At 35.2% G+C, this 26109-nt stretch carries 25 protein-coding genes; 13 read left to right on the top strand and 12 right to left on the bottom strand.

Annotated elements, in window-relative coordinates:
* Nucleotides 1-2: 2 nt before the first annotated feature.
* On the top strand, nt 3-2261 hold the full coding sequence (locus ABS764_RS09885; RefSeq protein WP_408081628.1) for a TonB-dependent receptor: 2259 nt from the start codon (nt 3-5) through the stop codon (nt 2259-2261).
* 143 nt (nt 2262-2404) lie between these two features.
* Here ABS764_RS09885 and ABS764_RS09890 read toward each other — a convergent pair whose 3' ends face one another.
* Nucleotides 2405-3532 (bottom strand): Fic family protein, encoded by a 1128-nt coding sequence (locus ABS764_RS09890; protein ID WP_408081629.1) that lies wholly within the window; start codon nt 3530-3532, stop codon nt 2405-2407.
* Between the two features lie 314 nt (nt 3533-3846).
* Here ABS764_RS09890 and ABS764_RS09895 point away from each other — a divergent pair, with 314 nt between their 5' ends.
* Nucleotides 3847-5919, top strand: coding sequence for a prolyl oligopeptidase family serine peptidase (locus ABS764_RS09895; RefSeq protein ID WP_408081630.1), 2073 nt, complete (start codon nt 3847-3849; stop codon nt 5917-5919).
* Between the two features lie 123 nt (nt 5920-6042).
* Nucleotides 6043-6357: an HPF/RaiA family ribosome-associated protein gene (locus ABS764_RS09900; protein ID WP_408081631.1), complete on the top strand. Its 315-nt coding sequence runs from the start codon at nt 6043-6045 to the stop codon at nt 6355-6357.
* 57 nt (nt 6358-6414) lie between these two features.
* Here the strand turns inward: ABS764_RS09900 and ABS764_RS09905 are convergent, their stop codons facing one another.
* Nucleotides 6415-7995: a L,D-transpeptidase family protein gene (locus tag ABS764_RS09905; protein WP_408081632.1), complete on the bottom strand. Its 1581-nt coding sequence runs from the start codon at nt 7993-7995 to the stop codon at nt 6415-6417.
* 304 nt (nt 7996-8299) lie between these two features.
* Between ABS764_RS09905 and ABS764_RS09910 the strand changes: the two genes are divergently transcribed.
* The 8 genes from ABS764_RS09910 to ABS764_RS09945 all read left to right on the top strand — a co-directional run bounded on the left by ABS764_RS09910 (nt 8300) and on the right by ABS764_RS09945 (nt 14713).
* Nucleotides 8300-9664, top strand: a complete 1365-nt coding sequence (locus tag ABS764_RS09910) for an ammonium transporter (RefSeq protein ID WP_408081633.1) — start codon at nt 8300-8302, stop codon at nt 9662-9664.
* Nucleotides 9665-9766: 102 nt separating this feature from the next.
* Nucleotides 9767-10444: a tRNA (guanosine(46)-N7)-methyltransferase TrmB gene (gene trmB, locus ABS764_RS09915; RefSeq protein ID WP_408081634.1), complete on the top strand. Its 678-nt coding sequence runs from the start codon at nt 9767-9769 to the stop codon at nt 10442-10444.
* Between the two features lie 37 nt (nt 10445-10481).
* Complete coding sequence (locus ABS764_RS09920; RefSeq protein ID WP_408081635.1) at nt 10482-11117, top strand: LysE family transporter; 636 nt, start codon at nt 10482-10484, stop codon at nt 11115-11117.
* A 313-nt stretch (nt 11118-11430) separates the two neighbouring features.
* On the top strand, nt 11431-12423 hold the full coding sequence (locus ABS764_RS09925) for a helix-turn-helix domain-containing protein (RefSeq protein ID WP_408081636.1): 993 nt from the start codon (nt 11431-11433) through the stop codon (nt 12421-12423).
* Nucleotides 12420-12758 carry an MGMT family protein gene (locus ABS764_RS09930; RefSeq protein ID WP_408081637.1) on the top strand — a complete coding sequence of 113 codons (339 nt, stop codon included), beginning with the start codon at nt 12420-12422 and terminating at the stop codon, nt 12756-12758. Before ABS764_RS09925 ends, ABS764_RS09930 begins: the two co-directional genes overlap by 4 nt.
* Before the next feature lie 179 nt (nt 12759-12937).
* Nucleotides 12938-14065, top strand: coding sequence for an Mrp/NBP35 family ATP-binding protein (locus ABS764_RS09935; RefSeq protein ID WP_408081638.1), 1128 nt, complete (start codon nt 12938-12940; stop codon nt 14063-14065).
* A 14-nt stretch (nt 14066-14079) separates the two neighbouring features.
* Complete coding sequence (locus ABS764_RS09940) at nt 14080-14319, top strand: NifU family protein (protein WP_408081639.1); 240 nt, start codon at nt 14080-14082, stop codon at nt 14317-14319.
* A 76-nt stretch (nt 14320-14395) separates the two neighbouring features.
* Complete coding sequence (locus tag ABS764_RS09945; RefSeq protein WP_408081640.1) at nt 14396-14713, top strand: 2Fe-2S iron-sulfur cluster-binding family protein; 318 nt, start codon at nt 14396-14398, stop codon at nt 14711-14713.
* Nucleotides 14714-14770: 57 nt separating this feature from the next.
* On the opposite strand, the gene ABS764_RS09950 is transcribed toward ABS764_RS09945, so the two are convergent.
* The 6 genes from ABS764_RS09950 to ABS764_RS09975 form a co-directional block, all read right to left on the bottom strand.
* Nucleotides 14771-15523, bottom strand: coding sequence for an SGNH/GDSL hydrolase family protein (locus ABS764_RS09950; RefSeq protein ID WP_408081641.1), 753 nt, complete (start codon nt 15521-15523; stop codon nt 14771-14773).
* A gap of 57 nt (nt 15524-15580) precedes the next feature.
* Entirely contained in the window at nt 15581-16363 is a 783-nt protein-coding gene (locus ABS764_RS09955; protein WP_408081642.1) for a DUF3050 domain-containing protein, read from the bottom strand.
* A 149-nt stretch (nt 16364-16512) separates the two neighbouring features.
* Complete coding sequence (locus tag ABS764_RS09960; protein ID WP_408081643.1) at nt 16513-17691, bottom strand: acyl-CoA dehydrogenase family protein; 1179 nt, start codon at nt 17689-17691, stop codon at nt 16513-16515.
* Between the two features lie 151 nt (nt 17692-17842).
* Nucleotides 17843-18550 carry a tRNA1(Val) (adenine(37)-N6)-methyltransferase gene (locus ABS764_RS09965; RefSeq protein WP_408081644.1) on the bottom strand — a complete coding sequence of 236 codons (708 nt, stop codon included), beginning with the start codon at nt 18548-18550 and terminating at the stop codon, nt 17843-17845.
* A 109-nt stretch (nt 18551-18659) separates the two neighbouring features.
* On the bottom strand, nt 18660-19184 hold the full coding sequence (gene rimM / locus ABS764_RS09970; RefSeq protein WP_408081645.1) for a ribosome maturation factor RimM: 525 nt from the start codon (nt 19182-19184) through the stop codon (nt 18660-18662).
* A gap of 14 nt (nt 19185-19198) precedes the next feature.
* A complete protein-coding gene (locus ABS764_RS09975) occupies nt 19199-19753 on the bottom strand; it encodes a 30S ribosomal protein S16 (protein ID WP_408081646.1) in 555 nt (184 codons plus the stop codon).
* A 200-nt stretch (nt 19754-19953) separates the two neighbouring features.
* Between ABS764_RS09975 and ABS764_RS09980 the strand changes: the two genes are divergently transcribed.
* Nucleotides 19954-20451, top strand: coding sequence for a DUF6252 family protein (locus tag ABS764_RS09980; RefSeq protein WP_408081647.1), 498 nt, complete (start codon nt 19954-19956; stop codon nt 20449-20451).
* Between the two features lie 157 nt (nt 20452-20608).
* Nucleotides 20609-20959 (top strand): RNA recognition motif domain-containing protein, encoded by a 351-nt coding sequence (locus tag ABS764_RS09985; protein ID WP_408081648.1) that lies wholly within the window; start codon nt 20609-20611, stop codon nt 20957-20959.
* A 70-nt stretch (nt 20960-21029) separates the two neighbouring features.
* Here the strand turns inward: ABS764_RS09985 and leuB are convergent, their stop codons facing one another.
* From leuB to leuC, 4 genes are all read right to left on the bottom strand, one after another.
* Nucleotides 21030-22085: a 3-isopropylmalate dehydrogenase gene (leuB, locus tag ABS764_RS09990; RefSeq protein WP_408081649.1), complete on the bottom strand. Its 1056-nt coding sequence runs from the start codon at nt 22083-22085 to the stop codon at nt 21030-21032.
* A gap of 38 nt (nt 22086-22123) precedes the next feature.
* Nucleotides 22124-23647, bottom strand: coding sequence for an alpha-isopropylmalate synthase regulatory domain-containing protein (locus ABS764_RS09995; RefSeq protein ID WP_408081650.1), 1524 nt, complete (start codon nt 23645-23647; stop codon nt 22124-22126).
* Between the two features lie 147 nt (nt 23648-23794).
* Nucleotides 23795-24391, bottom strand: a complete 597-nt coding sequence (gene leuD, locus ABS764_RS10000) for a 3-isopropylmalate dehydratase small subunit (RefSeq protein WP_408081651.1) — start codon at nt 24389-24391, stop codon at nt 23795-23797.
* Nucleotides 24392-24508: 117 nt separating this feature from the next.
* Nucleotides 24509-25903: a 3-isopropylmalate dehydratase large subunit gene (leuC, locus tag ABS764_RS10005; RefSeq protein ID WP_408081652.1), complete on the bottom strand. Its 1395-nt coding sequence runs from the start codon at nt 25901-25903 to the stop codon at nt 24509-24511.
* Nucleotides 25904-26109 lie beyond the last annotated feature (206 nt).

Raw genomic sequence — 26109 nt, forward strand, 5'->3', positions numbered from 1 at the left:
CAATGAAAAAATATATAATAGCCCTGTTTCTGGGCGTTTCGGCTATGTTGCAGGCTCAAAATACCGTTTCAGGAATCGTAACCGATATTTCAAATCAACCTATTATTGGGGTTTCTGTTTATATTCCGGAATTGCACAAAGGAACTACTACTGATGCTTATGGAAAATACGCTTTTAAAAATTTGCCTAACGGAAGTTTCAGAATCGCTTTTTCTTATATGGGTTTTAAGACTATAAATCAATGGATTGAAAAACTCACTAAAAATACCATAGTGAATATCCAAATGGAAAATGCTATTCTGGAGATTGATGAGGTAATTGTTTCTACTCCTTTTAATAAAATGCAGTCGCAAAACGTAATGAAAGTAGAACATGAAAGTATTGAAAGTTTACAGCAAAAAGGGACTTCTACTTTGATTGAAGGTTTGGCAACAATTCCGGGAGTTTCACAAATTTCGACAGGAACTTCGATAGGTAAACCGGTAATTCGTGGTTTGAGCGGGAATCGTGTTTTAGTGTATTCACAGGGAGTTCGTATCGAAAATCAGCAGTTTGGAGCGGAGCATGGTTTGGGATTAAATGATGCCGGAATCGAAAGTGTTGAGGTTATCAAAGGACCGGCTTCGTTATTATACGGTTCGGATGCTATGGGAGGGGTTTTGTATTTTAATCCTGAAAAATTTGCCGATGCGCATACTTTTAAGGCTAACTTTAATCAGAAGTATTTCAGCAATACATTGGGAAGCAATGCTTCTGTGGGACTGAAAACGTCAACAGATAACTGGAAATTTTTAGCCAGAGGAACTCACAATACGCATTCTGATTATAAAATTGGACAAGGAGATCGGGTGACTAATAGCCGTTACAATGAAACCGATTTTAAAACTGGAATTGGTTACAATAACAGCAAATTTTCTACTGTTGCCCGATACAATTTTAACAAACTGGATTTAGGAATTCCCGAAGAAGGTCTGGCGGAGCAAACTTACAGTAAAGATCCTGAGTCTCCCCGTCAGGAAGTGCACAATCATTTATTGAGTTTGAATAATGTGATTTATTTTGGTAACTCAAAATTAGATGTCGATTTGGGTTATATTTCTAATAATCGTATGGAATATGAAGAAGGCAATGAGGCTTCTTTAGATATGTTGTTGAATACCTATAATTACAATGCAAAATACCATTTGCCTAAACTAGGTCGTTTTGAAACGGTTTTAGGAATTCAGGGAATGCACCAAACCAATAAAAATCATGGAGAAGAATATTTGATTCCGGATGCTACTACGAATGATTTTGGTGTTTTTGGAACGGTGAATTACGAATGGGGAACAAGTGTTTTGCAGGCAGGATTGCGTTTTGATAATCGTAATTTGAAATCTTTGGCACACGAAGCCGGAGAAGAACATGAACATCATGATGAAGAAACTGAAGAAGGACATGAGCATGAACATCATGGTGGCGATTTTGATGCCCTGAACCGATCTTTCAATAGTGTAAATGCTTCGTTAGGATATAAAACCAATATTTCAAAAGAATTAGTGCTGCGTATGAATGTGGCTTCGGGTTTTAGAGCACCTAATTTGGCCGAGTTGACTTCTAATGGTGTGCATCATGGAACGAATCGTTACGAGATAGGAAACGCTAATTTAAAAACGGAGCAAAATCTGCAAACGGATATTAATTTAGAATACGGAAATACACATTTTGAGTTTTTTGTTAATGGATTTTACAATCACATTAACAATTATATTTATACTTCGCCCACCGGAGAGCAGCTGGAAGACAATGCTGTTTTTGAGTATATTCAGGACAATGCTAAATTATATGGAGGCGAAATAGGTTTGCATTTTCATCCACATCCATTAGATTGGTTGCATTATGAAACCAGTTTTGAAACCGTAATGGGGAAAAAAGAAAACGGTGATTATTTACCTTTAATTCCGGCAAACAATTGGAACAATACCATCAGAACCGAATTTAAAATTATGAACTGGCTCGAAGAAGGATTTGCCAGTTTGAATGTAAATACCACTTTTAATCAGGATAAGGTGAGCGGTTTTGAAACCGGTTCTAATGGTTATACTTTGGTAAATTTAGGTTTTGGAGGAAAAGTAAAATGGGGAAAAACCGAATTTAATGTTAATTTGAACGGAAACAATTTATTCGATAAAAAATACATTGCCCACTTATCAAGATTAAAAACAGACGGGATTCCTAATATTGGAAGGAATATTGTTCTGGGCGTGAATTTTAATTTATAACACATCTTCAACCGCAAAGAACACAAAGCTTTGTTTGCTTCGTGCTTCCTTTGAGGTTTAAAATAAGTTAGTTTAAACCATTAAGGTGTTAAGAGTTATTAAGTGTAGTACTTGATTTTCTTAATTTCTTAATGGTTTTTTGATTAATCTTGATTAAATAAATCTAAATAATCTTTAAAAACATACAATTTGTTTCTTTGAGCTCCTGATATTTCTTTAATGATATCTAGTCGTTCTAAGTCTGCTAAAAGTTTATAAGCAGTCACAGATGATTTCTGTAATAATTCCTCAACTTTTGTAACTTCAATTATAGGTTGAGTATATAAATAATCTATTATTTTTCGTGCATCTCCATTTCTATTTCCTAGTGATTTTAATTTTAGCTCTAAGTTTTTTTGTAATTGTAGGATACCATCAAAAGTGGTAACTCCTTTTTTTGCTGTTTCTATAATTCCGGTTAAGAAGAATTTTAACCATTGGTTGATGTCATTATGTGTCCGAACCCGCATTAAATTATCATAATAAAGAGTCCTGTTTTTTTCAAAGAAATCAGATAAGTATAAGATGGGTTGCTTTAGTATTCCTTTACTAACTAAATAGATGGTGATGAGTAAACGTCCCACTCTGCCATTTCCATCTAAAAAAGGGTGAATAGTCTCAAATTGATAATGTATTAAGGCAATTTTTATCAAGTCAGGCAAAGGAGTTATTTCATCGTTTGCAAATATTTCGAGATCAGAAATCAGTTCATTTACACTTGTATGTATTGGAGGAATGAAAGTAGCATCACTTATTGTTGCTCCTCCAATCCAGTTTTGGCTAGTTCTATATTCGCCTGGTAACTTATGTTCACCACGTACACCTTGTAATAAAATTTTGTGTGTTTGTTTTATGAGTCTAGAAGAGAATGGAAGTTTGTGAAGCAATTTGACCGCTTCATTCATTGCATTAATATAGTTTTGCACTTCTTCCCAATCATCTCTTTTTTCAAAAGCAATTTCTTCTTTGCGTAAAAAAGCTTCTTCCATATTGGTTTGAGTGCCTTCTATTTTTGAAGATTGAGTAGCTTCTTTAGCAATATGCATTCTAATGAATAAATCAATATTTACATATTCTGAATACATGTCTAATCTTCCTAATTGCCGATCGGCCTTACTTAATAAACGGATAACTTCCATGCTGTCTAATATCCAGTCTTTTTGGATGGTATTAGGTTGAAAACTTTTGTAATAACCTTGATTAATATATTTTCCTGAAGTAAATGTTTTCATGTTTCATGAGTTAAATGCTTAATCAAATATAATCTTATTTAAGTAATTCGGTAAAAAAATTAAATAAAAAACGTCTTATTTAAGAAAAACAATAAAAAACTTAAATAACAAAATGATTGTTTAAGAATAATGACAAGAATTTGAATTAGGTCATTGTTTCGTTTTACTTACTGTTTTTTCTTAATCTCTTAATGGTTTTCTAATTTTTAAGAATTAGTCAAAGTTTTGAAATTTTGAATCCTTACTTTTGTGTAAATCAATAGTGAGATTGCTATGAAAAAACAATTATTTTAACTACAATTATCAGTTCTGTAATGACATCATTTGCCCAATATTCAAAAACCATCATTTATCCGGAAACGAGAAAAGACAATACTGTAGAGGAATATTTTGGAACAAAAGTAAATGATCCGTATCGTTGGCTGGAAGACGATCGTTCAGATGAAACGGCTGCATGGGTAAAGGCAGAAAACAAAGTAACAAATGCTTATCTGGAACAAATCCCTTTTCGAAAGCAACTCAAAGAAAGATTGGAGAAACTATGGAATTATGAAAAAATAGGAGCTCCTTTTATTGAAGGCGATTTTACTTATTATTTTAAAAATAACGGTTTGCAAAATCAGTCGGTTTTGTATCGAAAAGACACGCAGGGGAATGAAACTGTTTTTTTGGATCCGAATACTTTTTCAAAAGATGGAACGACTTCTTTGGGCGAATTTGCTTTTTCTAAAGACGGTTCTAAAATGGCTTATTCCATTTCAGAAGGGGGCAGTGACTGGCGGAAAGTCATCATCATGGATGCTTTGAGCAGGAAGATTTTAGAAGATACTTTGGTCGATATAAAATTCAGCGGTTTGTCCTGGAAAGGGAATGAAGGTTTTTATTATTCGAGTTACGAGAAACCTGAAGGCAGTGAATTATCGGCTAAAACCGATCAGCATAAATTGTATTTTCATAAACTGGGAACAGCTCAAAAAGAAGATAAAATTATCTTTGGCGAAAGCCAAAAACGACGCTATATTGGCGGCAGTGTTACCGAAGACGATCGTTTTTTAGTCATCACAGCCGCGACTTCGACTTATGGAAATGAATTGTACGTTCAGGATTTATCAATACCCGAAAGCCCTATTGTGACAATTGTTTCTGATTTTAATAGTGACAATACCGTTATTGATAATGAAGGAACGAAGTTATTAATTGTTACAGACAAAAATGCACCTAATAAACGCATTGTAACAGTTGATGTCAACAACCCTGCGCCAGAAAACTGGAAAGATTTAATTCCTGAAACAACTCAGGTTTTAGAGCCAGCTACTTGCAGCGGTTACATTTTTGCACATTATATGAAAGATGCCGTTTCAGTAGTAAAGCAATACGATTATTCAGGGAAATTTTTGCGCGAAATTCAGCTTCCGGGATTAGGCACTGCAAGCGGATTTAGCGGGAAGAAAAAAGATAAAAAGGTGTATTATACTTTTACCAATTATATTACGCCAGGGACTATTATTGCTTTAGAGCCAAACTCTGGTGAGTCAGTTGTATATCAAAAATCGAAAGCTGAATTCAAATCGGAAGAGTACGAGTCCAATCAGGTTTTTTATACTTCAAAAGACGGAACCCGAATTCCAATGCTCATTACACATAAAAAAGGATTGAAATTAGACGGAAAAAATCCAACTATTTTGTACGGTTACGGTGGATTTAATATTAGTCTGACCCCAACTTTTAGCATAGCAAATGCGGTATGGATGGAAAGCGGAGGGATCTTAGCTATTCCAAATTTACGTGGCGGTGGGGAATACGGAAAGGAATGGCACGATGCCGGAATCAAGATGCAAAAACAAAATGTTTTTGACGATTTCATCGCTGCCGCCGAATACCTGATTGCTGAAAAATATACGTCTTCTGATTTTCTGGCTCTTCGCGGAGGTTCGAATGGCGGTTTGCTGGTAGGAACTGTAATGACGCAGCGACCTGATTTGGCTAAGGTGGCTTTGCCAGCTGTTGGTGTTTTGGATATGCTGCGTTACCATACGTTTACCGCAGGAGCGGGCTGGGCTTATGATTACGGAACCGCTCAGGACAGCGCAGCAATGTTCGAATATCTAAAAGCCTATTCGCCTTTGCATAATATTAAAAAAGGTGTAAGCTATCCCGCTACGATGATTACAACCGGGGATCATGATGACAGAGTAGTGCCGGCACACAGTTTTAAATTTGCCGCCGAATTGCAATCGAAACAATCCGGAAACAATCCTGTTTTAATTCGGATTGATGTTAAAGCGGGGCATGGATCCGGAAAATCAGTTGCGGCAACGATACAGGAAAATGTCGATATTCAGGCTTTTACACTATTTAATATGGGATTTAATTCGCTGCCAAAATAAAGAAATCCAGAATAGCTGTAGTTGGAGTTGCCTGTATATTTATTCATAATGTTTTATTAATATATTCGCTTTTTGAATTAGGGTTAGTTAACTTTGAGAGACAATCATAAAATAAATTATACTATGAAAATACAATTTAATACAGATAAAAACGTAGAAGGACATCAGAGAGCAGAAGCTTATTTTTCTGCTGAATTAGAAAAAGAATTAGCCCGTTTTGAAGAAAAAATCACCCGTATTGAAGTGCATGTGGGAGATGAAAATAGCGATAAGTTTGGCGTTAATGATAAGCGTTGTTTAATTGAAGTCAGACCTGCAAAGCTGCAGCCTATTGTGGTTACAGAGCATGCGGATACAGTTGAAAAAGCTTTTAGCGGTGCATTGGCAAAAATAAAGAAGACGCTTACGACTACTTTTGATAAACAAAAAGTACATTAAATATTAGTTTTCATTTAGAGAGCAACAATAGGCAGTTACATAATGTAGCTGCCTTTCTTATTTTTCAAATAATAGAGAAGCCAGTTTTTCATCTCTTTTATAAATATCATCATAAAAGTGAATCTGATTTTCATTGTCTATCCAGGCAGTGAAATAGCCAATGTAAACCGGAATTTTTCTTTTTAGCGTATACCAGGTTTCCTTGCCGCTATTCATAGCCTCTTCAATTTTTTCAGGAGTCCAGTCCGGATCATCTTTCAGGATTTCGACAGCTAATTCTTTAGGTTTGGCAAGACGGATACAGCCATGACTAAAAGCGCGGGTTTCTCTTTCAAAAAGACTCTTGGCCGGCGTGTCATGCAGGTAAATGTCATTAGAATTTGGAAATAAAAACTTAATTAATCCCAGTGAATTTTTTGGACCTGGTTTTTGTCTGATATTATTTCCGTTCCATTCCATATTGTGTTCAGTAAGATAATTTGGATTTTTTGCTATTCCGGGAAGAATTTCATTTTTCTTAATACTGGAAGGGATATTCCAGTACGGACTAAAAACAATATATTTCATGGGAGCGCTAAAAATAACCGTTTTATTCATGGTTTTTCCCACTACAACTTTTGAACGTAAAACTACTTTCTGATTTTTGAAATATGATAATTGAAAAGCAGGAATATTAATAGCAATTAATTCTTTTGATTTAGGGATGTCGCCTGAAACCCAGCGGCAACGTTCCATATTGATTATAATAGTTTTAATGCGCTCGCTTACAGGAGTATTCAAATCTGCAATTAGACTTTTAGTGATTTTACTGTTAACCAGATAACCTCTCCTTTGTTTATAGTTTTTTATTCCTTCGGATAATTCCTTGTCATACACGGCACTGCCGGAATTGTTTGAAATATCATTAGATATAAATAGTCGTTTTCTAATTGCTGCAATTGCCTGAGCACTGTCTCCTATCCGGTAAGAGTTAAAGCTGGTATCTGTGTCAATAGCATTCCAGCCGCCTTGTTTTTCTAATTTTCGGTATTGCTGAAGTGCTTTTTTTAATAAAAAATACTGACCAATAAGATTTTTTTCTTCTTTATTAATCAATGAAGGATTGGTTAAAAGGGAATCCAGATAACTAATATACGATTGTTTTTTTCGGGGTATATACCATTCTACTTCTTTTGATTTTTCAGAATCTAAACCTTCATATACATTCATGGTATAAAAAAAATACAAACAGGAATGTAGCAGTTCAGTTTCAATGTTGGGTTTCTGCTTTTCGACCGGTTTGTTATGGATTTCTTCAAATGTTTTTTTATAAGGTACATTGGTTTCTACTCCTTCCTCTTTTAGATTATTGGTTTTATCATATAAGAGATAGGCAAATTCATTGATGCCTTTTTTGTCAAACCATACATAATGGTATTGATGTTTCCTGTATAGCTGTTTTACATCGGCTTGATATTTTTTTAATAATGGATAGGAATCAAAGAAAGAATCAACCGCTGTACTGTCAAAAGTTCTTTGGTATTCTTCCTTTTCAGCTACAACACTGGATGGTTTTACCTCCGGTTTTTTCTTGCATGAGAACAATGTAATTAAGATGAGCAGAATGATAATTGGAAACAGAGTAATTTTTTTTGTCATGCAGGAATTATTTTGAGGCTTTTATAATAGATGAAATATAGATAATGAAAATTTACAACTTTTTTTTATATTTTTTAAACGCTGAGTTCGTTTTTACTTAAATTTTACAATTTGTAAAAATGTTTTTCGCATTGAAAACATAAAAAATCCTTAAAATTGATAATTTTTTATATTAAAATTTTCTCTGGAGAGTTGAAAAGGGGTTGTTTGTTGTGGAGTTTCTTATTTTCTGCCCTATTTAGGCTGAAATGTAAAATATTTTTAAATTTGCCCCCAAAATTAATGGGTTAAAGTTAAAAAAAATATGAAAATAGAGAAACGTTGGATCATTTCTTTTGTCGTTATTAGTATTGTTTGTATTTCAGGACTTTTTTGGCAGGTACCTTTGGAACCTGAAAATGTTCATTCACAATTTGGAACTATCGATCAGATTATACCGGCTGATGTGGCCTGGATGCTTACTTCCTGCTGTCTGGTTTTGATTATGACACCTGGTTTAGCCTTTTTTTATGGAGGAATGGTAGGAAAGAAAAACGTCATTTCAACCATGTTGCAAAGTTTCATCTGTATGGGCGTAGTAACTTTAATCTGGGTTGTGGTGGGTTTTAGTATGGCTTTTGGAGAACCTCTTGGAATTCAGATAGGAGATGGTTTTTACAGTTTTGTGGGTGATCCGTCTACTTTTACTTTCATGGATTATGTTGGGGTTTTGCCTCATAAAGAAATTGCAAAAACGGTTCCTTTTATGCTTTTTGCTTTGTTTCAAATGAAATTTGCAGTTATTGCTCCGGCAATTATAACAGGTTCTTTTGCAGAGCGTGTGCGTTTTATTTCGTATTTATTGTTTATTTGCCTGTTCAGTATTTTTATATATTCTCCCTTATGTCACGCTGTCTGGTACCCAACAGGGATTTTAGGTTCTTTCTTTGGAGTTAAAGATTTTGCAGGAGGAACAGTAGTGCATATGAGTGCCGGTTTTGCGGCATTGGCTGGGGTTATTGTTCTGGGAAAAAGAAAAAACAGCAATCATGTACCCACTAATATTCCTTTTGTTTTATTAGGAACAGGAATGCTTTGGTTTGGATGGATTGGTTTTAATGCCGGTTCTTCTATGGAAGCAAATGGTGTTGCCGCAATGGCTTTTGGGACAACAACTACCGCTTCGGCGGCGGCTATGCTTACCTGGATCTTTTTTGACAGAATCAATGGTAGAAAGGTTTCCGCTCTTGGTGCCTGTATTGGTGCTGTAGTAGGATTGGTATCCATTACGCCTGCTGCGGGTTTTGTATCGGTTCCTGAGAGTATGTTTTTTGGTTTTGTGGCAGCATTAGTTTCTAATTTAGTTGTATATTCTAAATATTTAAAAGGAATTGATGATACACTGGACGTTTTTGCCTGTCACGGAGTAGGAGGGATTATGGGGATGATTCTGACCGCAATTTTTGCTCATGGTGAAGATGCAAGCTTGTTACATGGAGGTTGGGGAGTTTTTGGGCATCACATGACTGCTTTGTTACTGGTTTCAATTTATACTTTTTTTGGAGCTTATATTCTTTTTAAAATTACTAATAAAATTATTCCGATGCGTGTGTCAGAGGAAAACGAAATTATAGGTTTGGATTTGTCACAACATGATGAAACGCTTTTCCCAATTGAATGCGCTGAATAAAGTTGTTTAAATACCTTATTAGGCTGGGGCAGGTTTTTATTTATAAAAGCTTGCCCCAGGTCTTATTTATTTGTTTAATTTTGCTCAAATATTTAAAAAACAGTGGGAAGTAAAAATAAGTTAAAACGATTCAAAGAGAACGAAACATTCAATAATGTTTTTCAGCCAACAAGAGAAGAAGTTGTCAGTAATGCTTTTCCTTTACGAGGGAAATGGAATGCTGATTTTTTCAAGAATGACAATCCTTTAGTGTTGGAATTAGGTTGTGGCAAAGGAGAATATTCTGTGGGTCTGGCCGAAAGGTATCCTGATAAAAATTTTATCGGAATTGATATTAAAGGTGCTCGTTTTTGGCGTGGAGCTAAAACTGCTGTTGAAACCGGTTTACATAATGTGGCCTTTGTTCGTACACAGATTGAATTGATCAATCATATTTTTGCTGAAAATGAAGTAGATGAAATCTGGATTACTTTTCCGGATCCTCAAATAAAATACAAACGTACAAAACACCGAATGACTAATTCACAGTTTTTACAACTGTATAAAAAAATCCTTAAAAAAGAAGGAGTGGTCAATCTGAAAACCGATAGCGAATTTATGCACGGTTATACTTTGGGATTGCTTCATGGTGAAGGTCACGAAGTTTTATATGCCAATCATAATGTTTATGTGAACTCAGGCAGTCCAGAGGAAGTAACCGCTTTTCAGACATTTTATGAAAAACAATATCTGGAAATTAATAAAGCAATTACTTATATTCGTTTTAAAATAAAAGATTAATTGCTCTGTTTCTTTCAGACTTCCTATAAATAGGCTTATGAATTTAATTATATCCTTGTTTTCTGGTTTTATTTCGGCTTTTATAGGAATTACTCCTCCGGGTTTGCTAAACATGACAGCTGCTAAAGTAGGAATGAAAGAAGGGAGGCGGAATGCTTTCTGGTTTGTTTCTGGTGCTATTGTTGTTATTTTTGTGCAGGTATATCTGGCAGTATTGTTTGCACGGATTATAAATACACGTCCGGATATTATTTTATTATTACGGGAAGTAGGGTTTGGAATATTTGGGACACTAACGGTTTATTTTTTATGGATAGCCAAAAAACCTAAGATCAAGCAACCTAAAATAAAAAAGTATAGCGAGAAAAAGCGCTTTTTTCTTGGAATGCTGCTTTCTGCGCTCAACTTTTTTCCGGTTCCGTATTATGTTTTTGTGAGTATATCATTGTCTTCGTATGCACTTTTTTCATTTGATGTTACATCTGTTTTTCTTTTTGTCAGCGGAGCAGTTTTAGGTTCAGCCCTGGTCTTTTATTTTTATATTATCTTTTTTGAAAAGATAGAAAGAAAAGCGGATTATCTTCTTAAAAACATGAATACTATTATTGGATGTATTACAGGAATTATTTCAGTAATCACTTTAATTAATATTTTAGAACATTATTTAAATTAAGCCTTTTTAAGAATTTACGTATTTAAAATAAAGTTAATATTATCGTATTGACGGTTTTTTTGGTTTTATGGCGAATGTTTTTTTTAGGTTAACAGGAAAGTTGGATTATTTTATATCTTTAATTTTTTATCCTAAGAAATTCTGATCGAATATGTTTTTAAGTCTTGTGTTTTTTGTAACAGGTTTGTTAGGAGTTCTGACATTTACTGTTATAGTAACACAGTATAAGCTGAATAGAAAAGTAAATTTTTATCTTTTAGTTTTATTTTTATTTATCTCTGTACGCTTTCTTATCTCCGGAATTTATAATTTAATGCCTTTCTCTTTCGACGACAGAATTGCCTGTGCTGTTCGCTCTTTTGGTTGTATTGTATTTCCATGTATTTATTTGTATTTTAAGAATCTGGTTGTCAATAAGAAAAATTTTTCTGTTGAAGATTTGCGTTATTTTATTATTCCTGTATTGTTTGGTTTTTCTAATATTCTGATTCATCTGTATGCTCCTTATTTGAAATTCTATTTTTATCTTCTGTTCTTATTAATTCCTTTTTATTATTTGCTTTTGAGTTATATTGAATTGAAAAATAAAGTATGGTTCAGAAAAGCGAAAGTTCTCATTGTTGACAGGCAAAAAATATTGATCAGAAACTGGACCTTCTTTTTTTTTACAGTTAGTTTTTTATTTATCCTTCGTTTAGAAGTTTCGCTTTTGATTGATGTCTTTGTTTCGGGTTTTTCTCACGGAACAAGTTATTTGTGGATTTCGGCTGTTATCAGTTGTGTTTTGTTCTTTAAAATTCTATTGACAGACGAGGTTTTGTTTATAACTTATAAGCACCTTGATAAAGAAAAAACCAAAGATAATTTTGAATTGGTTTTTGATGATTTTTGGATCATTTCTCATGAGGGTGCAATGATTAATAATGAGGATTGGCAGCTAAAAGAACGTGTGGAGAATAATTTACCGGCGTATATACGCAAAGTTGAAATAATGGCTTTAGAGCATTTTTGTTTTAGAAATCCTTGTGTTTCAATGCGGGATTTTGCTATTCGTTTAGAAATTCCTAAAAGCCATTTGATATATCTTTTTAAATACCACTGCAGTATCAATTTTATTGAATTTAAAAAGACAGTCCGGGTTTATGATACGATTAGTTTAATTGAATCAGGGTATTTAAATTTGAATACAATAGAATCTTTGTCTGAAAAAACAGGTTTTCCTTCTTACAGTGCGTTTTTGATTAGTTTTAAAGAAATAACAGATGTTAGTCCTCAGGAATATAACACAATCGTTCAAAAAACATGAAAAATTCAGAGAATACAAATTTTTTTGAGAGGGTGTATGAAGTAGTTAAACAAATACCTCACGGAAGAGTAACGTCTTATGGAGCTATAGCAAAATTTCTTGGAGCAGCACGTTCGGCAAGGATGGTAGGCTGGGCAATGAATGCGTCACATTCCATGGAAGATGTTCCTGCACATCGGGTGGTAAACCGAAGAGGATTGCTGACAGGCAAATTCCATTTTGACGGGACAAATTTGATGCAGCAATTACTGGAAAACGAAGGGATAAAAGTCGCTGATAATCAAATTATTGATTTTGAAAAAGTATTCTGGAATCCTGAAGAATTAAACAACTGAATAAAAAGCATAAAATCACAGTTAAGCGGTTTATAGTTAGAACTAATTTCTGTATCAATAATTACAATTTAAATACTTTAAATTAAGAACTTAATCTCTTATCTTTGCAATCTCAAATCAGTTTAAATAAAATAAGCTGTTTAACTGAAAACAGCAATTGAAAAACAGTATACTTAGTAATGAAATTAGACAGAAAAGAAATTCTTAAAGCATTAGAAACCATTACTATTGCCGGAGAAGGAAAAAACATGGTAGAAAGCGGTGCTGTTAGCAATGTAATCACTTTTGGAGATGAGGTAGTAGTTGATTTGGTGCTGAATACCCCGGCGATGCATATTAAGAAACGTGCAGAGGACGATATTAAAAAAACAATTCATAACCTTGTTGCTGCTGAAGCCAGGATTAAAGTCAATATAAAAGTAGAAGTTCCGGAAAAACCGGAAATCAAGGGGAAAGCCATTCCCGGAATTAAAAATATCATTGCTGTAGCTTCCGGAAAAGGAGGAGTAGGGAAATCTACTGTTACCGCTAATTTAGCAGTAAGTCTGGCTAAAATGGGATTTAGTGTTGGTGTACTTGATGCCGATATCTACGGTCCTTCAATGCCAATTATGTTTGATGTTGAAAATGAAAAGCCAATTTCGATTCAGGTAGATGGGAAATCAAAAATGAAGCCGATCGAGAGTTATGAGATAAAGATGCTTTCAATAGGGTTTTTTACATCTCCTAGTCAGGCCGTAATCTGGAGAGGTCCTATGGCTTCTAAAGCTTTGAATCAGATGATTTTTGATGCTGACTGGGGCGAATTAGATTTTATGTTAATTGATTTGCCGCCTGGAACAGGTGATATTCACCTTTCGATTATGCAGTCTCTTCCGGTAACCGGAGCTGTTGTAGTGAGTACGCCGCAGGCAGTCGCTTTGGCTGATGCCAAAAAAGGAGTTTCGATGTTTATGTCGGAGGCTATCAATGTACCTGTATTGGGAATTATCGAAAACATGGCCTATTTTACACCTGAAGAATTGCCAAACAATAAGTATTATATTTTTGGGCAGGAAGGTGCTAAAAATCTTGCTGAGGATTTAAATGTTCCTTTCTTAGGAGAAGTTCCGATTGTTCAGTCTATTCGTGAAGCCGGGGATTATGGTCGTCCTGCAGCATTACAAACAGGTTCGGTAATCGAAACTGTTTTTGAAAATATAACACGAAATGTGGTTGAAGAAACTGTAGCAAGAAACGAAAGTCTGCCGGCTACAGAAGCAATAAAGATTACTACAATGGCTGGTTGTTCAGCAGTTAAAAAATAATTTAATAGAAGAAAATGACAACAGAAGAATTAACAATTGAAGTTCAAAAGGCGCTTGATGAAATCCGACCTTTTTTAGAGTCAGACGGAGGTAATATCAGTCTTATTTCTATTGAAGATGATAAGCATGTAAAAGTGCGTCTTGAAGGAGCGTGTACTAATTGTAGTGTCAATCAAATGACGCTTAAGGCGGGTGTGGAAACTACAATTAAAAAGTATGCTCCGCAAATAGAAACTGTTGTAAATATCTTGTAAAAAAGGCTGGTTTTGCCGTAACGAATTATTTGCTAAGACTGTTATATAATAAATCAATCAATTCCAAATAGTAAAAATGGATGTATTAATAAAAATCAAAGATAGAGAAGGAGTTGTTCATGAATTACAGGCTCCTACTGATATGGCAATGAATGTCATGGAACTTTGTAAAGCTTATGAATTACCTGTAGAAGGTACCTGCGGAGGAATGGCAATGTGTGCATCCTGTCAGTGTTATGTTCTAAATGATGTGAGTTTGCCGGAAATGGGTGAAGATGAAGAAGCAATGCTTTCTGAAGCATTTTATGTGAAGTCAAATAGTCGTTTAGGTTGTCAAATTCCAATTACTGTAGACTTAGAAGGTTTAGAATTAGAATTGGCTCCTGAGAGTTAAAAAAAATCGTTCCAATAAATTAAAATCGGCTGTTTTTCTAATGAGAAACAGCCGATTTTAGTTTTTTAATACAGCAACAGCTTTTGGAAGCAGTCGCTCAGTAAATAAATGATATGCAGATTCTGATGGGTGTAAGCCATCATTCGCTACTAAACTAGTGTTGTTTAATCCTTGACGGCTAATATCGGTAATATTCAGGAACAGAATTCCATTACTTTCACAATAGGATTTTGCAAAAGCATTATAACGATCAATTTCAGTTGAAATAGTAGCGGGATTGCCGTAGCTTTGTCCAAACGGTGTGTAGGCATAATCAGGTATAGAAATCACAATCACATTAGTTTTGTCTCCCTTGGCAAGACTAATAGCTTTAGTTACTAATTCAGGAAATTCTTTTTCATAAAGGCTAAAATTCTTTCGCTGGTATTGATTGTTTACCCCTATCAATAGAGTAACTAAATCGTATTTTGTTGTTGGGTTTTTAGATTCAATTGCTGAGATTAGGTCGTTTGTTGTCCATCCGGTCTGAGCAATTATTTCTAATGAAAAATTATTTTGCAGATTAATATTTCTTAAAGACTGTTTTAATTGTTCGGGAAACCGGCAAGTGGTACATACACTTTGACCGATGGTGTAGCTATCACCCAATGCAAGATAATTTATGGTTCCGGATTGTGTAGGAAGTTCTAAAGAAGAATTATTTATAGCTGGTGGCGGAGTGCTGGATTGCATATTAGGATTTTCACTGCTACAGGCTGTTGTTAGCATATAACTAAAAAACGTAACTATTATTTTTAAGGTCGTTCTCATGTTAATGAAATTGATTTTAATAATAGTTACGTTTTTTTTCTAATCCCGGATTGAAAATTAAGCCATTTCAACTTTCATGGTGATGATTTCTTCGATTGCATCCCACAAATCAATCCTTTTTTCCAGTGCTATAATTGAAACTTCTTCTACTTCTTTCCATTTTTGAGGATCTTCCTCGCAAAGTTCTGTAATCATTTGCATAGCCATTGGTCCGTGCTCGTCAGCATCTAATTCGATATGTCTTTCAAAGTAATATACTAATTTGCTGAGGTCGGTTTCCGGAAACTGTTCCTGAAAATTTTTTAAAATAGCATGAAACATACTCGGAATTAAATCCTCTCTTCCAAAGGTGAATGCTGCTGCAATTTCATGTGGTTTTCCTTCCTCAATTACACGGAAAGTGAAGTCTAAAAAAGCTTTAATTTGAGGGTGTAAGTCGCTTTTTTTAATAGCAACAAATATGTTTTGTAAGGATTGAATTTCAGACAGGAAAATTTTGATTTTATTAGTGTCAGCTCCACAGGCTTCCATTGCCTCCACATACATCTCGTAATGACTCTGACGTTTACCATCAAGTGTTAAATCCGTTTCTTCTGCTAAAACAATTTCATTGATTAAATATCGTGTTTCCGGATTTTTGGTAGCAAACCACGGGGTAGTAGTACAGGTTAGACGGGATTGTAATGCTTTTAACAGTGACATAAAATCCCATACAGCATACACATGGCTTTCTAAAAACGTGTGTAAGTCTTCGATAGTTTTTACCTTGTTATAAAGCGAATGTTGTAATAAAGCGCTTTTCTGGGATTCAATACTGTTGTTGATATGCTGAATGTTCATTGTAAAATAATTTTGTGTAAAGATAAAAAAGCTGCCAGTTATCAAAAGTATTATGCATCGATTTTATCAATACTTTAATAAATGTTTATCTAATATTATTTACGAATTTATTCCGGAATAGGTTTTCTTTATATGTTAAAAATGGAGGTTTATTTAAATGCCGAAATTCCGGTAATATCCATTCCGGTAATTAATAAATGGATATCGTGTGTTCCTTCATAAGTGACTACTGATTCTAAATTCATCATATGGCGCATAATCGAATACTCACCGGTTATTCCCATCGCTCCCAAAATCTGACGCGCTTCACGGGCAATTTCGATAGCCATATTTACATTGTTTCTTTTTGCCATCGATATTTGTGCTGAAGTGGCTTTGCCTTCATTTCGTAAAACGCCCAAACGCCAGGTAAGTAATTGTGCTTTTGTGATTTCAGTAATCATTTCGGCCAATTTTTTTTGTTGCAGTTGCATTCCTGCAATAGGCTTGTCAAATTGAATTCTTTCTTTTGCATAGCGTAAAGCGGTGTCGTAACAATCCATTGCTGCGCCAATAGCCCCCCAGGCAATACCATAACGTGCTGAGTCCAGGCAACCCAGCGGAGCGCTTAATCCTGATTTATGGGGTAAAATATTTTCTTTTGGGATTTTGACATTATCAAAAATTAGCTCTCCGGTAGCTGATGCACGAAGTGACCATTTGTTGTGTGTTTCGGGAGTAGAAAAACCTTCCATGCCGCGTTCTGCAATTAAGCCATGAATTCTTCCTGATTCATCCTTTGCCCAAACAATGGCGATGTCTGCAAAAGGTGCGTTGGAAATCCACATTTTGGCTCCATTTAATAGATAATGATCGTCTTTGTCTTTAAAGTGAGTGGTCATGCTCCCGGGATCGGAACCGTGATTGGGTTCAGTCAGACCAAAACACCCCATGAATTCGCCGGTAGCTAATTTGGGAAGGTATTTTAATTTTTGTTCTTCGCTGCCGTATTTCCAAATGGGATACATTACCAAAGACGATTGAACGGAAGCTGTAGAACGTATGCCGGAGTCACCACGCTCTATTTCCTGCATGATTAAACCATAGGAAATTTGATCTAATCCGGCTCCGCCATATTCCTGAGGAATATAAGGTCCAAAAGCACCAATGCTTGCCAGACCTTTAATAATTTCTGTAGGGAATGTTGCTTTTTGGGCATAATCTTCAATGATAGGAGAAACTTCTCGCTTGACCCATTCGCGTGCGGCATCACGTACCAGTTTGTGTTCGTCTGTCAATAATTCGTCAAGGTTGTAATAATCCGGTGCTTGGAATAAGTCTGGTTTCATGATGACTTAGTGTAAAATTTATACTTATTAAATCTTCAAGTGTTTTTAGTTTTTTTGAAAACTGGATTTAATGGTGTGTTATAAATTTACATAAAGGATTTTAATCAAACATGAATTAAGTAGTTAAATTTTGATTAAAGAAAATGTAGTTTTACATCTTCAAATAAAAATCTTTTGTCAATTCAATATATTCAGTAGTGTATTGATGACGTGCAGTTTCGATGATTAATTCATCAATTGGAAAGTTAGGGACTTCATTTCGGCTAAAAGCCAAAAGACTGCGCTTGATTTCAGAGGTTGGTGTTCCTTTTACGTGAGTGATTTTTAGGGGATGTAATTCGTGTTCATGGGCAAGAGCCAGGAATTTTTCTTCTTCTTTAAAAGGAATAATAACGGAGAAGATTCCGTTTTCAGAAAGTAATAATGCGGCGGCTTCTACCAAATCTTCAAAAGGCATGGCGTCCTGAAAGCGGGCTAAATCGCGTTGTTCATTAGTGGATTTATAATCTTCGCTGTAAAAAGGAGGATTGGAAACTATTAAATCGTATTCGTCTTCGGGTTCTTCGACAAATTCGTCTAAACCGGCATGGAAACAAAACAATCGGTCGTTCCAAGGGGAATTTTCAAAATTGTCTGTGGCTTGTTCGTAGGCGTCTTCATCAATTTCTAAGGCATCAATTTGTTCTGCGGTACTGCGTTGTGCTAACATTAAAGCAATTATTCCGGTTCCGGCTCCAATGTCTAAAATATTAAACGGATAATTTTCTATGGGAGTCCAGGCACCCAGTAAAACTCCATCGGTTCCGATTTTCATTGCCGTACGGTCTTGTTCTACAGAAAATTGTTTGAATGAAAACATAAGATTTTAGATTGGAAATTAACGATTTATGATTGCAGATTGTTTTCGAATTAACCGAATAAACACACGAGCAAAGCGAATTGACGAAGTAAATTACCGATTAAACCCTTTAAAGATACATCTCAATCAATCCTTCCGGTAAATCCATGATGATTTTCTTGTTGTCGCGATCAACTTTAACTAAAAAATGATCAATCATCGGAATGAGAATTTCAGCTCCGTCTTTTAAGACTTCAAAAAGGGGCTGGGCAGTAGTGTCGTTTATAGACTGAATTTCTCCGACATTTCCTAAGCGTTTATCTTCTACTTCAAAGCCAATAACTTCGTGGAAATAGAATTTATTACCGGAAAGTTTGGGCAGCATGTTTAAAGGAAGGTAGATTTCACTGCCTAAAAGATTTTCTGCGTCTGCTTCTGTGTTGATGTCTTCAAAATGAACTCTTAGAAAGTCATTTTTATGTAGTGAACTGCTTTCAATAAAAAAAGGAACCAGGTGTTTGTTCTGTTGAACAAACACTGATTCCAGATTTTCGTATAACTCAGGTTCGTCTGTGTCAAGATAGACGAGGACTTCACCTTTGAAACTAAATTTTTTAGCGATTTTACCTAAATAGAAACAATCTTCTTTACGCATTTTCGCTGGCTAAATTATGCTTGAGTTTCTTCATTGTTTTCTTCGGCAGCAGCTTCTTCAGCAACAGCTTCTGTTTCTTCTTCTACAGCAGGAGTTGCAGCAGCAATTGCATCAGCTTCAGCCTGAGCAGCTGCAGCAATACGTTTTGCGTTTACTTCTTGTTCTGCTTTCAAAGCTTTGGCTTTAGCATCAGCCTGTGCTTTTGATAAACCATCTTTTTTAGCGTCAACTTTACCAGTTTTAGCTTCTAACCAAGTAGCTAATTTAGCATCAGCCTGCTCTTGAGTTAAGGCTCCTTTACGAACTCCTCCGTCAAGGTGGTGTTTCAATAAAGCTCCTTTGTAAGAAAGAATTGCTTTTGCAGTATCAGTTGGTTGTGCACCATTGTGTAACCATTTCACTGCACTATCCAGGTTTAATTCGATAGTTGCCGGGTTAGTGTTTGGATTGTAAGTACCAATTTTTTCTAAGTATTTACCATCTCTTTTTGAGCGTGCATCTGCAGCTACTACCCAGTAAAAAGGTTTTCCTTTTTTACCGTGTCTTTGTAATCTAATTTTTACTGACATAATCTATAATGATTAAATTTTGAGGTACTCGACCCCGATTAATTAAGGCTGCAAAGATACATTATTTTTTTATATTGCAAATATTTAATTTATCATTTTGATATATAATTATTTAGTGATTTATTTTGCTGCTTTTTTTTATTTTTAGGTGACTGAATTTAGCTTTAATAGTTTATTTTTGTGGGTAAATTTTTTGTTTTATGAAAAAACAATTTTTGTTTTTGATTGTATTCTTTTCATTAATTTCCTGTCAGGAAGATGTGAAATTCAATAATCCGGCGTTTCAGGGGGTGAAAGATAATGTTTTCTGGAGAGCTGTTCAGACTACAGCCAGAGTAAATTCAGGAGGTTTATTGATTATTGAAGCTTACACGGCAACTGAAGTTATCACTCTGAAAACAAATTCGGTGGCTGTAGGAACATATTTTATTGGCACGACTCCTACAAGTACGGCGACCTATGTCATGACTGATCCGGTAACTAAAGAAGATATTATGTTTTCGTCCGGTTCACTTGGTTCACCTGATTCTGATACTGGAAATGGTCAAATTGAGATAACAGAATATGATGATGTGAATAAGACTATTTCGGGAACTTTCAAGTTTAATTTAGAAAATACTTTTGATAATCCTTTGGCAGGGCCTACTTTGAACTTTCAATATGGGGTATTTTATAAAGTTCCGGTAACAGTACAATAATTTATATTGAAGGCTACTTTGTTGGTTTTTACTTTCTTCTGTGTTTTGTCTGATTTTCTTTTGTTTAAAAAATCAAATAAAAATATAAATAAGCTTATTTATAGTGGGTTATAAAAAAATAAGACTACATTTGTGAGATTATTATAAATAAGTATATATGAATATTTTTGTTGGAAGCCTTCCATTCAGTATTGAGGAAGCAGATTTAAGAGAGTCTTTTGAGGCTTATGGAGCAGTTGATTCTGTTAAGATTATTACTGATAAATTTACTGGAAGAAGTAAAGGATTTGGTTTTGTTGAGATGCCAGTTGATGCTGAAGCTCAAAAAGCAATTGATGAATTGAACGGAGCTACTGTTCAGGGGCGTGCAATTGTTGTTAATAAATCTGAGCCAAAACCAGAAGGTGAAAGAAGAAGTTTTAACAACAACCGTGGAGGTGATTCTCGCGGAGGTTACGGAAACAACCGTGGAGGTGATTCTCGCGGAGGAAACAGAGGAGGATATTAATATTTTTTTCTTTATATAAAAAAAGGGGACAATTTACATTGTCCCCTTTTTTATTGTATTGTGAAGTGAATTAGATATTAGCAGCTAACCAATCTCCAACTTCTTTAGTCCCGTAAGCTTTTCCGCCATTAGCTAAGTCTTCAGTAACAACTCCAGCTTCTAAAGCTTTGTTAACAGCATCTCTCATTGCTTTTCCTTCTTCCATTAATCCGAAGTTTTCAAACATCATAGCAGCAGATAAAACAGTCGCCATTGGGTTAGCAATGTTTAAACCGGTTGCTTGTGGGTAAGATCCGTGAATTGGCTCAAACAAAGATACTTCAGCTCCCATAGATGCAGAAGGCATTAATCCCATTGATCCTGAAATTACAGAAGCTTCATCAGTTAAGATATCTCCAAATAAATTTTCAGTAATCAATACATCATAAGAGTTAGGCCATTGTACCAAACGCATAGCAACTGCATCAACAAATTCATAAGAAACCGTTACTTCCGGATAATCTTTTTCCATAGCCTGAACCGTTTCTCTCCATAAACGAGATGTTTCTAATACGTTAGCTTTATCTACGCAGCATAATTTTTTAGAACGAGTCATTGCTAATTCAAATCCCTTTTTAGCTAAACGCTGCACTTCTTCTCTTGTGTAAACACAGTTGTCAAAAGCAGTATCTCCGTTGTCTCTTCTTCCTTTTTCACCAAAGTAAATACCACCTGTTAATTCTCTTAAGAAAACTAAGTCAGTTCCTTCGATTCTTTCTCTTTTTAATGGAGATTTATCTAATAAAGAAGGGAAAGTAAATGTAGGACGTACATTAGCAAAAAGGCCTAATTTTTTACGCATTTTTAATAATCCCTGTTCCGGACGTACAGGCGCAGAAGGATCATTATCGTATTTAGGGTGTCCAATTGCTCCAAATAAAACAGCATCAGCATTTTTACAAACTTCGTGTGTTTCATCAGGGTAAGGTTCGCCTACAGCGTCAATAGCTGCGGCACCGGTTAAAGCTGGTTTCCATGTGATTTCATGTCCAAATTTTTGTGCAATTGCATCTGATACTTTAACTGCCTGATCAATTACTTCCGGTCCGATTCCGTCCCCTGCTAAAAGTGCGATATTTAACTTCATTATTTTGTATTTATATTAATTTAATTGTTTTTTTTATTTTAAACAGCTACTACATTAAGCATTTTTTGAGTGGCAATGATAGCAGCAACGGTTTGATCCGAGTCCAATCCTCTGGTTTTGAATTCTTTTCCGTCGTTTAACCATGTGATGATGGTTTCGCATAAAGCATCCGAACTACTTCCGGGTGGGATTCTGACTGCGTAATCAACCAGTTTAGGTAAAGTCATTTTTTTTGTTTTATATACTTTGGCTAAAGCATTCATAAAAGCATCAAACTGACCATCGCCTTGAGCATGTTCTTCTATAATTTGTCCGTCAATTTTGAGGCAAATAGTTGTTGAAGGGCGCATTCCTTTGGCGTGAGATAATAAATAGGATTCTACCGTGATTTTTTCTTGATAAGTGTGGCTATCTAAAACATCAGAAATGATATATGGTAAATCTTCTTTGGTAACTGTTTCTTTTTTGTCACCTAATTCGATGATTCTTTGGGTAACCAGTTTTAAATCTTCCTGATTTAATTGCAATCCTAATTCCTGAAGATTTTTTTCAATATTAGCTTTTCCGGAAGTCTTTCCTAAAGCATATTTTCTTTTTCTTCCAAAACGCTCGGGCAATAAATCATTAAAATATAAATTATTTTTATTGTCTCCATCCGCATGAATTCCTGCTGTTTGGGTAAAAACGTTATCTCCGACAATAGGTTTGTTGGCCGGGATTCTGTATCCTGTAAAAGTTTCGACTAGTTTACTGACTGAATATAAAGAGGTTTCTTTTACTCCAATTTCAATCTCAGGCATAAAATCGTTGATTACAGCAATGGTGCTGGCTAAAGGTGCATTTCCTGCGCGTTCTCCCATTCCGTTCACTGTAACGTGTAATCCGTGAATACCTGCTTTCAGTGCTTCCATTACATTTGCTACACTTAAATCATAATCGTTATGCGCATGAAAATCAAAATGTATATCTGGATATTTCTGAGTAATTTTAGAAATAAATTCAAAAGTTTCCGAAGGGATAAGTACTCCTAAAGTGTCGGGAAGGAGTATTCTTTTTACCGGCTGAGTGCTGATGAAATCTAAATATTGATACACATATTCCGGGGAATTACGCATGCCGTTACTCCAGTCTTCTAAATAAACATTGGTTTCAATTCCGTTTTTATGAGCTAAGGCAATGCTTTCGGATATTTCTTCAAAATGTTGCTCAGGAGTTTTTTTTAATTGATGTGTAAGGTGATTCAAAGAACCTTTAGTTAAAAGATTTTGAACTTTAGCACCTGATTTTTTCATCCATTCAATTGAAAGCCCTTTGTCAACAAATGTTAAAACTTCAATTTTATTGGCATATCCTTTGGTTTCTGCCCAGGTCATAATTCCTTTAACGCCTTCAAATTCTCCTTCGCTTACGCGAGCCGAAGCAATTTCGATACGGTCAACATGTAATTCTTCCAGTAATAATTGGGCAATGGTTAGTTTTTCTGCAGCAGAAAATGATACTCCTGAGGTTTGTTCGCCATCACGAAGTGTCGTATCCATTATTTCAATTTTTCTTTTTCCCATTATAAATTTGATGCTAAAAAAGGTTTTGATTTCATTATGTTGAAATCATTATTATGGTGTGTTTTAATAAAACGCTAAAAGCAGCTGCTAGTCACAATCCTGGAAAGGTTGCTTTAGCAGCTGCATTTTTATAGAATATTTTTTGTTTTAGTAAGGCAATTTGTCAGCAAAGCTTACAATCTCTTCTTTGATATTTTGTAAATAATCGATATCATCAAATCCGTTTAACATATTGTTCTTTTTGTATCCGTTGATATCAAAAGATTCTTTTTCACCTGTAGCTTTTAATGTAATTGTTTGCTCCGGTAAATTGATTTCTAATTCAGTATTAGGATCAGCTTCGATAGCAGCAAAGATTTTTGCAGAAAATTCAGGAGAAACCTGTACTGGTAAAACACCAATATTTAAACAGTTTCCTTTGAAAATATCAGCAAAGAAAGAAGAAACTACTGCACGGAATCCGTAATCATAAACTGCCCAGGCAGCGTGCTCACGAGAAGAACCGGAACCAAAGTTTTTTCCGCCTACAAGGATTTTTCCGCTGTAAGTTGGATTGTTTAATACGAAATCCGCTTTAGGGGTTCCGTCTCCATTGTATCTCCAGTCTCTGAAAAGGTTGTCTCCAAAACCTTCACGTTTTGTAGCTTTCAGGAAACGAGCCGGAATGATTTGATCAGTATCTACGTTTTCTATCGGTAGTGGCACTGCACTACTGGTAAGTATATTAAATTTATCGTATGCCATTTTATTAGATTTTAGATTTTAGAATTCCGATTTTCTGTTAAGAAAATAAACCATGAATAATTAAAACCTTTTTATTTTTAATTCTTTTTTGAAATTGTTATTGCTATTGAAATTCAATTACAATAAATCTCTTGGGTCAGTCAATTTACCAGTAACTGCTGCTGCTGCTGCCATAATTGGAGAAGCTAACAAAGTTCTGGAACCTGGACCCTGACGACCTTCGAAGTTTCTGTTAGAAGTACTTACTGCATATTTCCCGGCAGGAACTTTATCATCATTCATAGCTAGACAAGCTGAACAACCAGGTTGACGCAATACGAATCCGGCTTCGGTAAGGATATCTAAGATTCCTTCTTCTTTAATTTGAGCTTCCACAACGTGAGAACCAGGAACTAACCAAGCCGTAACGTTATCTGCTTTTTTACGGCCTTTTACAATTTCAGCAAAAGCTCTGAAATCTTCAATACGACCATTAGTACAGCTTCCTAAGAAAACATAATCAATTGGTTTTCCAATCATTACATCATCTTCTTCAAAGCCCATGTAAGCTAATGATTTTTTATAAGTTTCTTCACCACCTTCAACTTGATTGGCAGCTGGAATATGTTTAGAAATACCAATTCCCATACCAGGATTAGTACCATAAGTAATCATTGGTTCAATATCTTCAGCATTGATATTTAATTCAGCATCAAATACTGCATTATCATCGGTCTTTAAAGTTTTCCAGTATTCTACGGCTTTCGTCCAGGCTTCACCTTTAGGAGCGTGTAGTCTGCCTTCTAAGTAATCAAATGTTTTTTGGTCAGGAGCAATCATACCTCCACGAGCACCCATTTCGATAGAAAGGTTACAAACGGTCATACGTCCTTCCATTGTCATTTCTTCAAAAACATTTCCAGCGTACTCAACAAAATAACCTGTACCTCCTGAAGTAGTTAATTGAGAGATGATGTAAAGCGCAACGTCTTTTGGTCCAACACCTTTACTTAGTTTGCCATTTACGTTAATACGCATTTTTTTAGGCTTTGGCTGCATGATACATTGAGTAGAAAGAACCATTTCTACTTCTGAAGTACCAATACCGAAAGCAATAGCACCAAAAGCACCATGAGTAGAAGTATGTGAATCTCCACATACAATTGTAGCGCCTGGTAAAGTAATTCCGTTTTCAGGACCTACCACGTGTACAATTCCATTTTTTTGATGACCTAACCCCCAGTGAGAAATTCCGTATTCAGCTGCGTTTGTCTCTAAAGCTTTTAATTGATTAGCAGATAAAGCATCTTCAACAGGTAAGTGCTGGTTAATGGTAGGTGTATTGTGATCGGCAGTTGCAAATGTACGTTCAGGATATAAAACTGAAACGCCTCTTGATTTTAGCCCCAGAAAAGCTACCGGGCTGGTAACTTCATGGATGAAATGACGATCAATAAAAAACACATCTGGTCCGTCTTCAATTTTACGCACAACATGCGAATCCCATACTTTGTCAAATAATGTCTTACTCATTTTTTAATTTTTTTTAGTGTATTTCTGTGTTTTGTACTGCCCTGTTTTTGAAGAGGGTGGTAACAAGAACGCAAAAGTATAAAAATGAAATCATGTTTTCAATTAATATTATTGATTATATACGATACCCAAACTTTATTAATAAGATTATAGGCTTTTGTTTTGCCTGCTTGGGTATTAGAGGGTTAGTTTTTTTTTAGTTCTGT

Origin of the sequence: Flavobacterium plantiphilum, assembly GCF_046000495.1 — a bacterium.
Classification (GTDB): domain Bacteria; phylum Bacteroidota; class Bacteroidia; order Flavobacteriales; family Flavobacteriaceae; genus Flavobacterium; species Flavobacterium plantiphilum.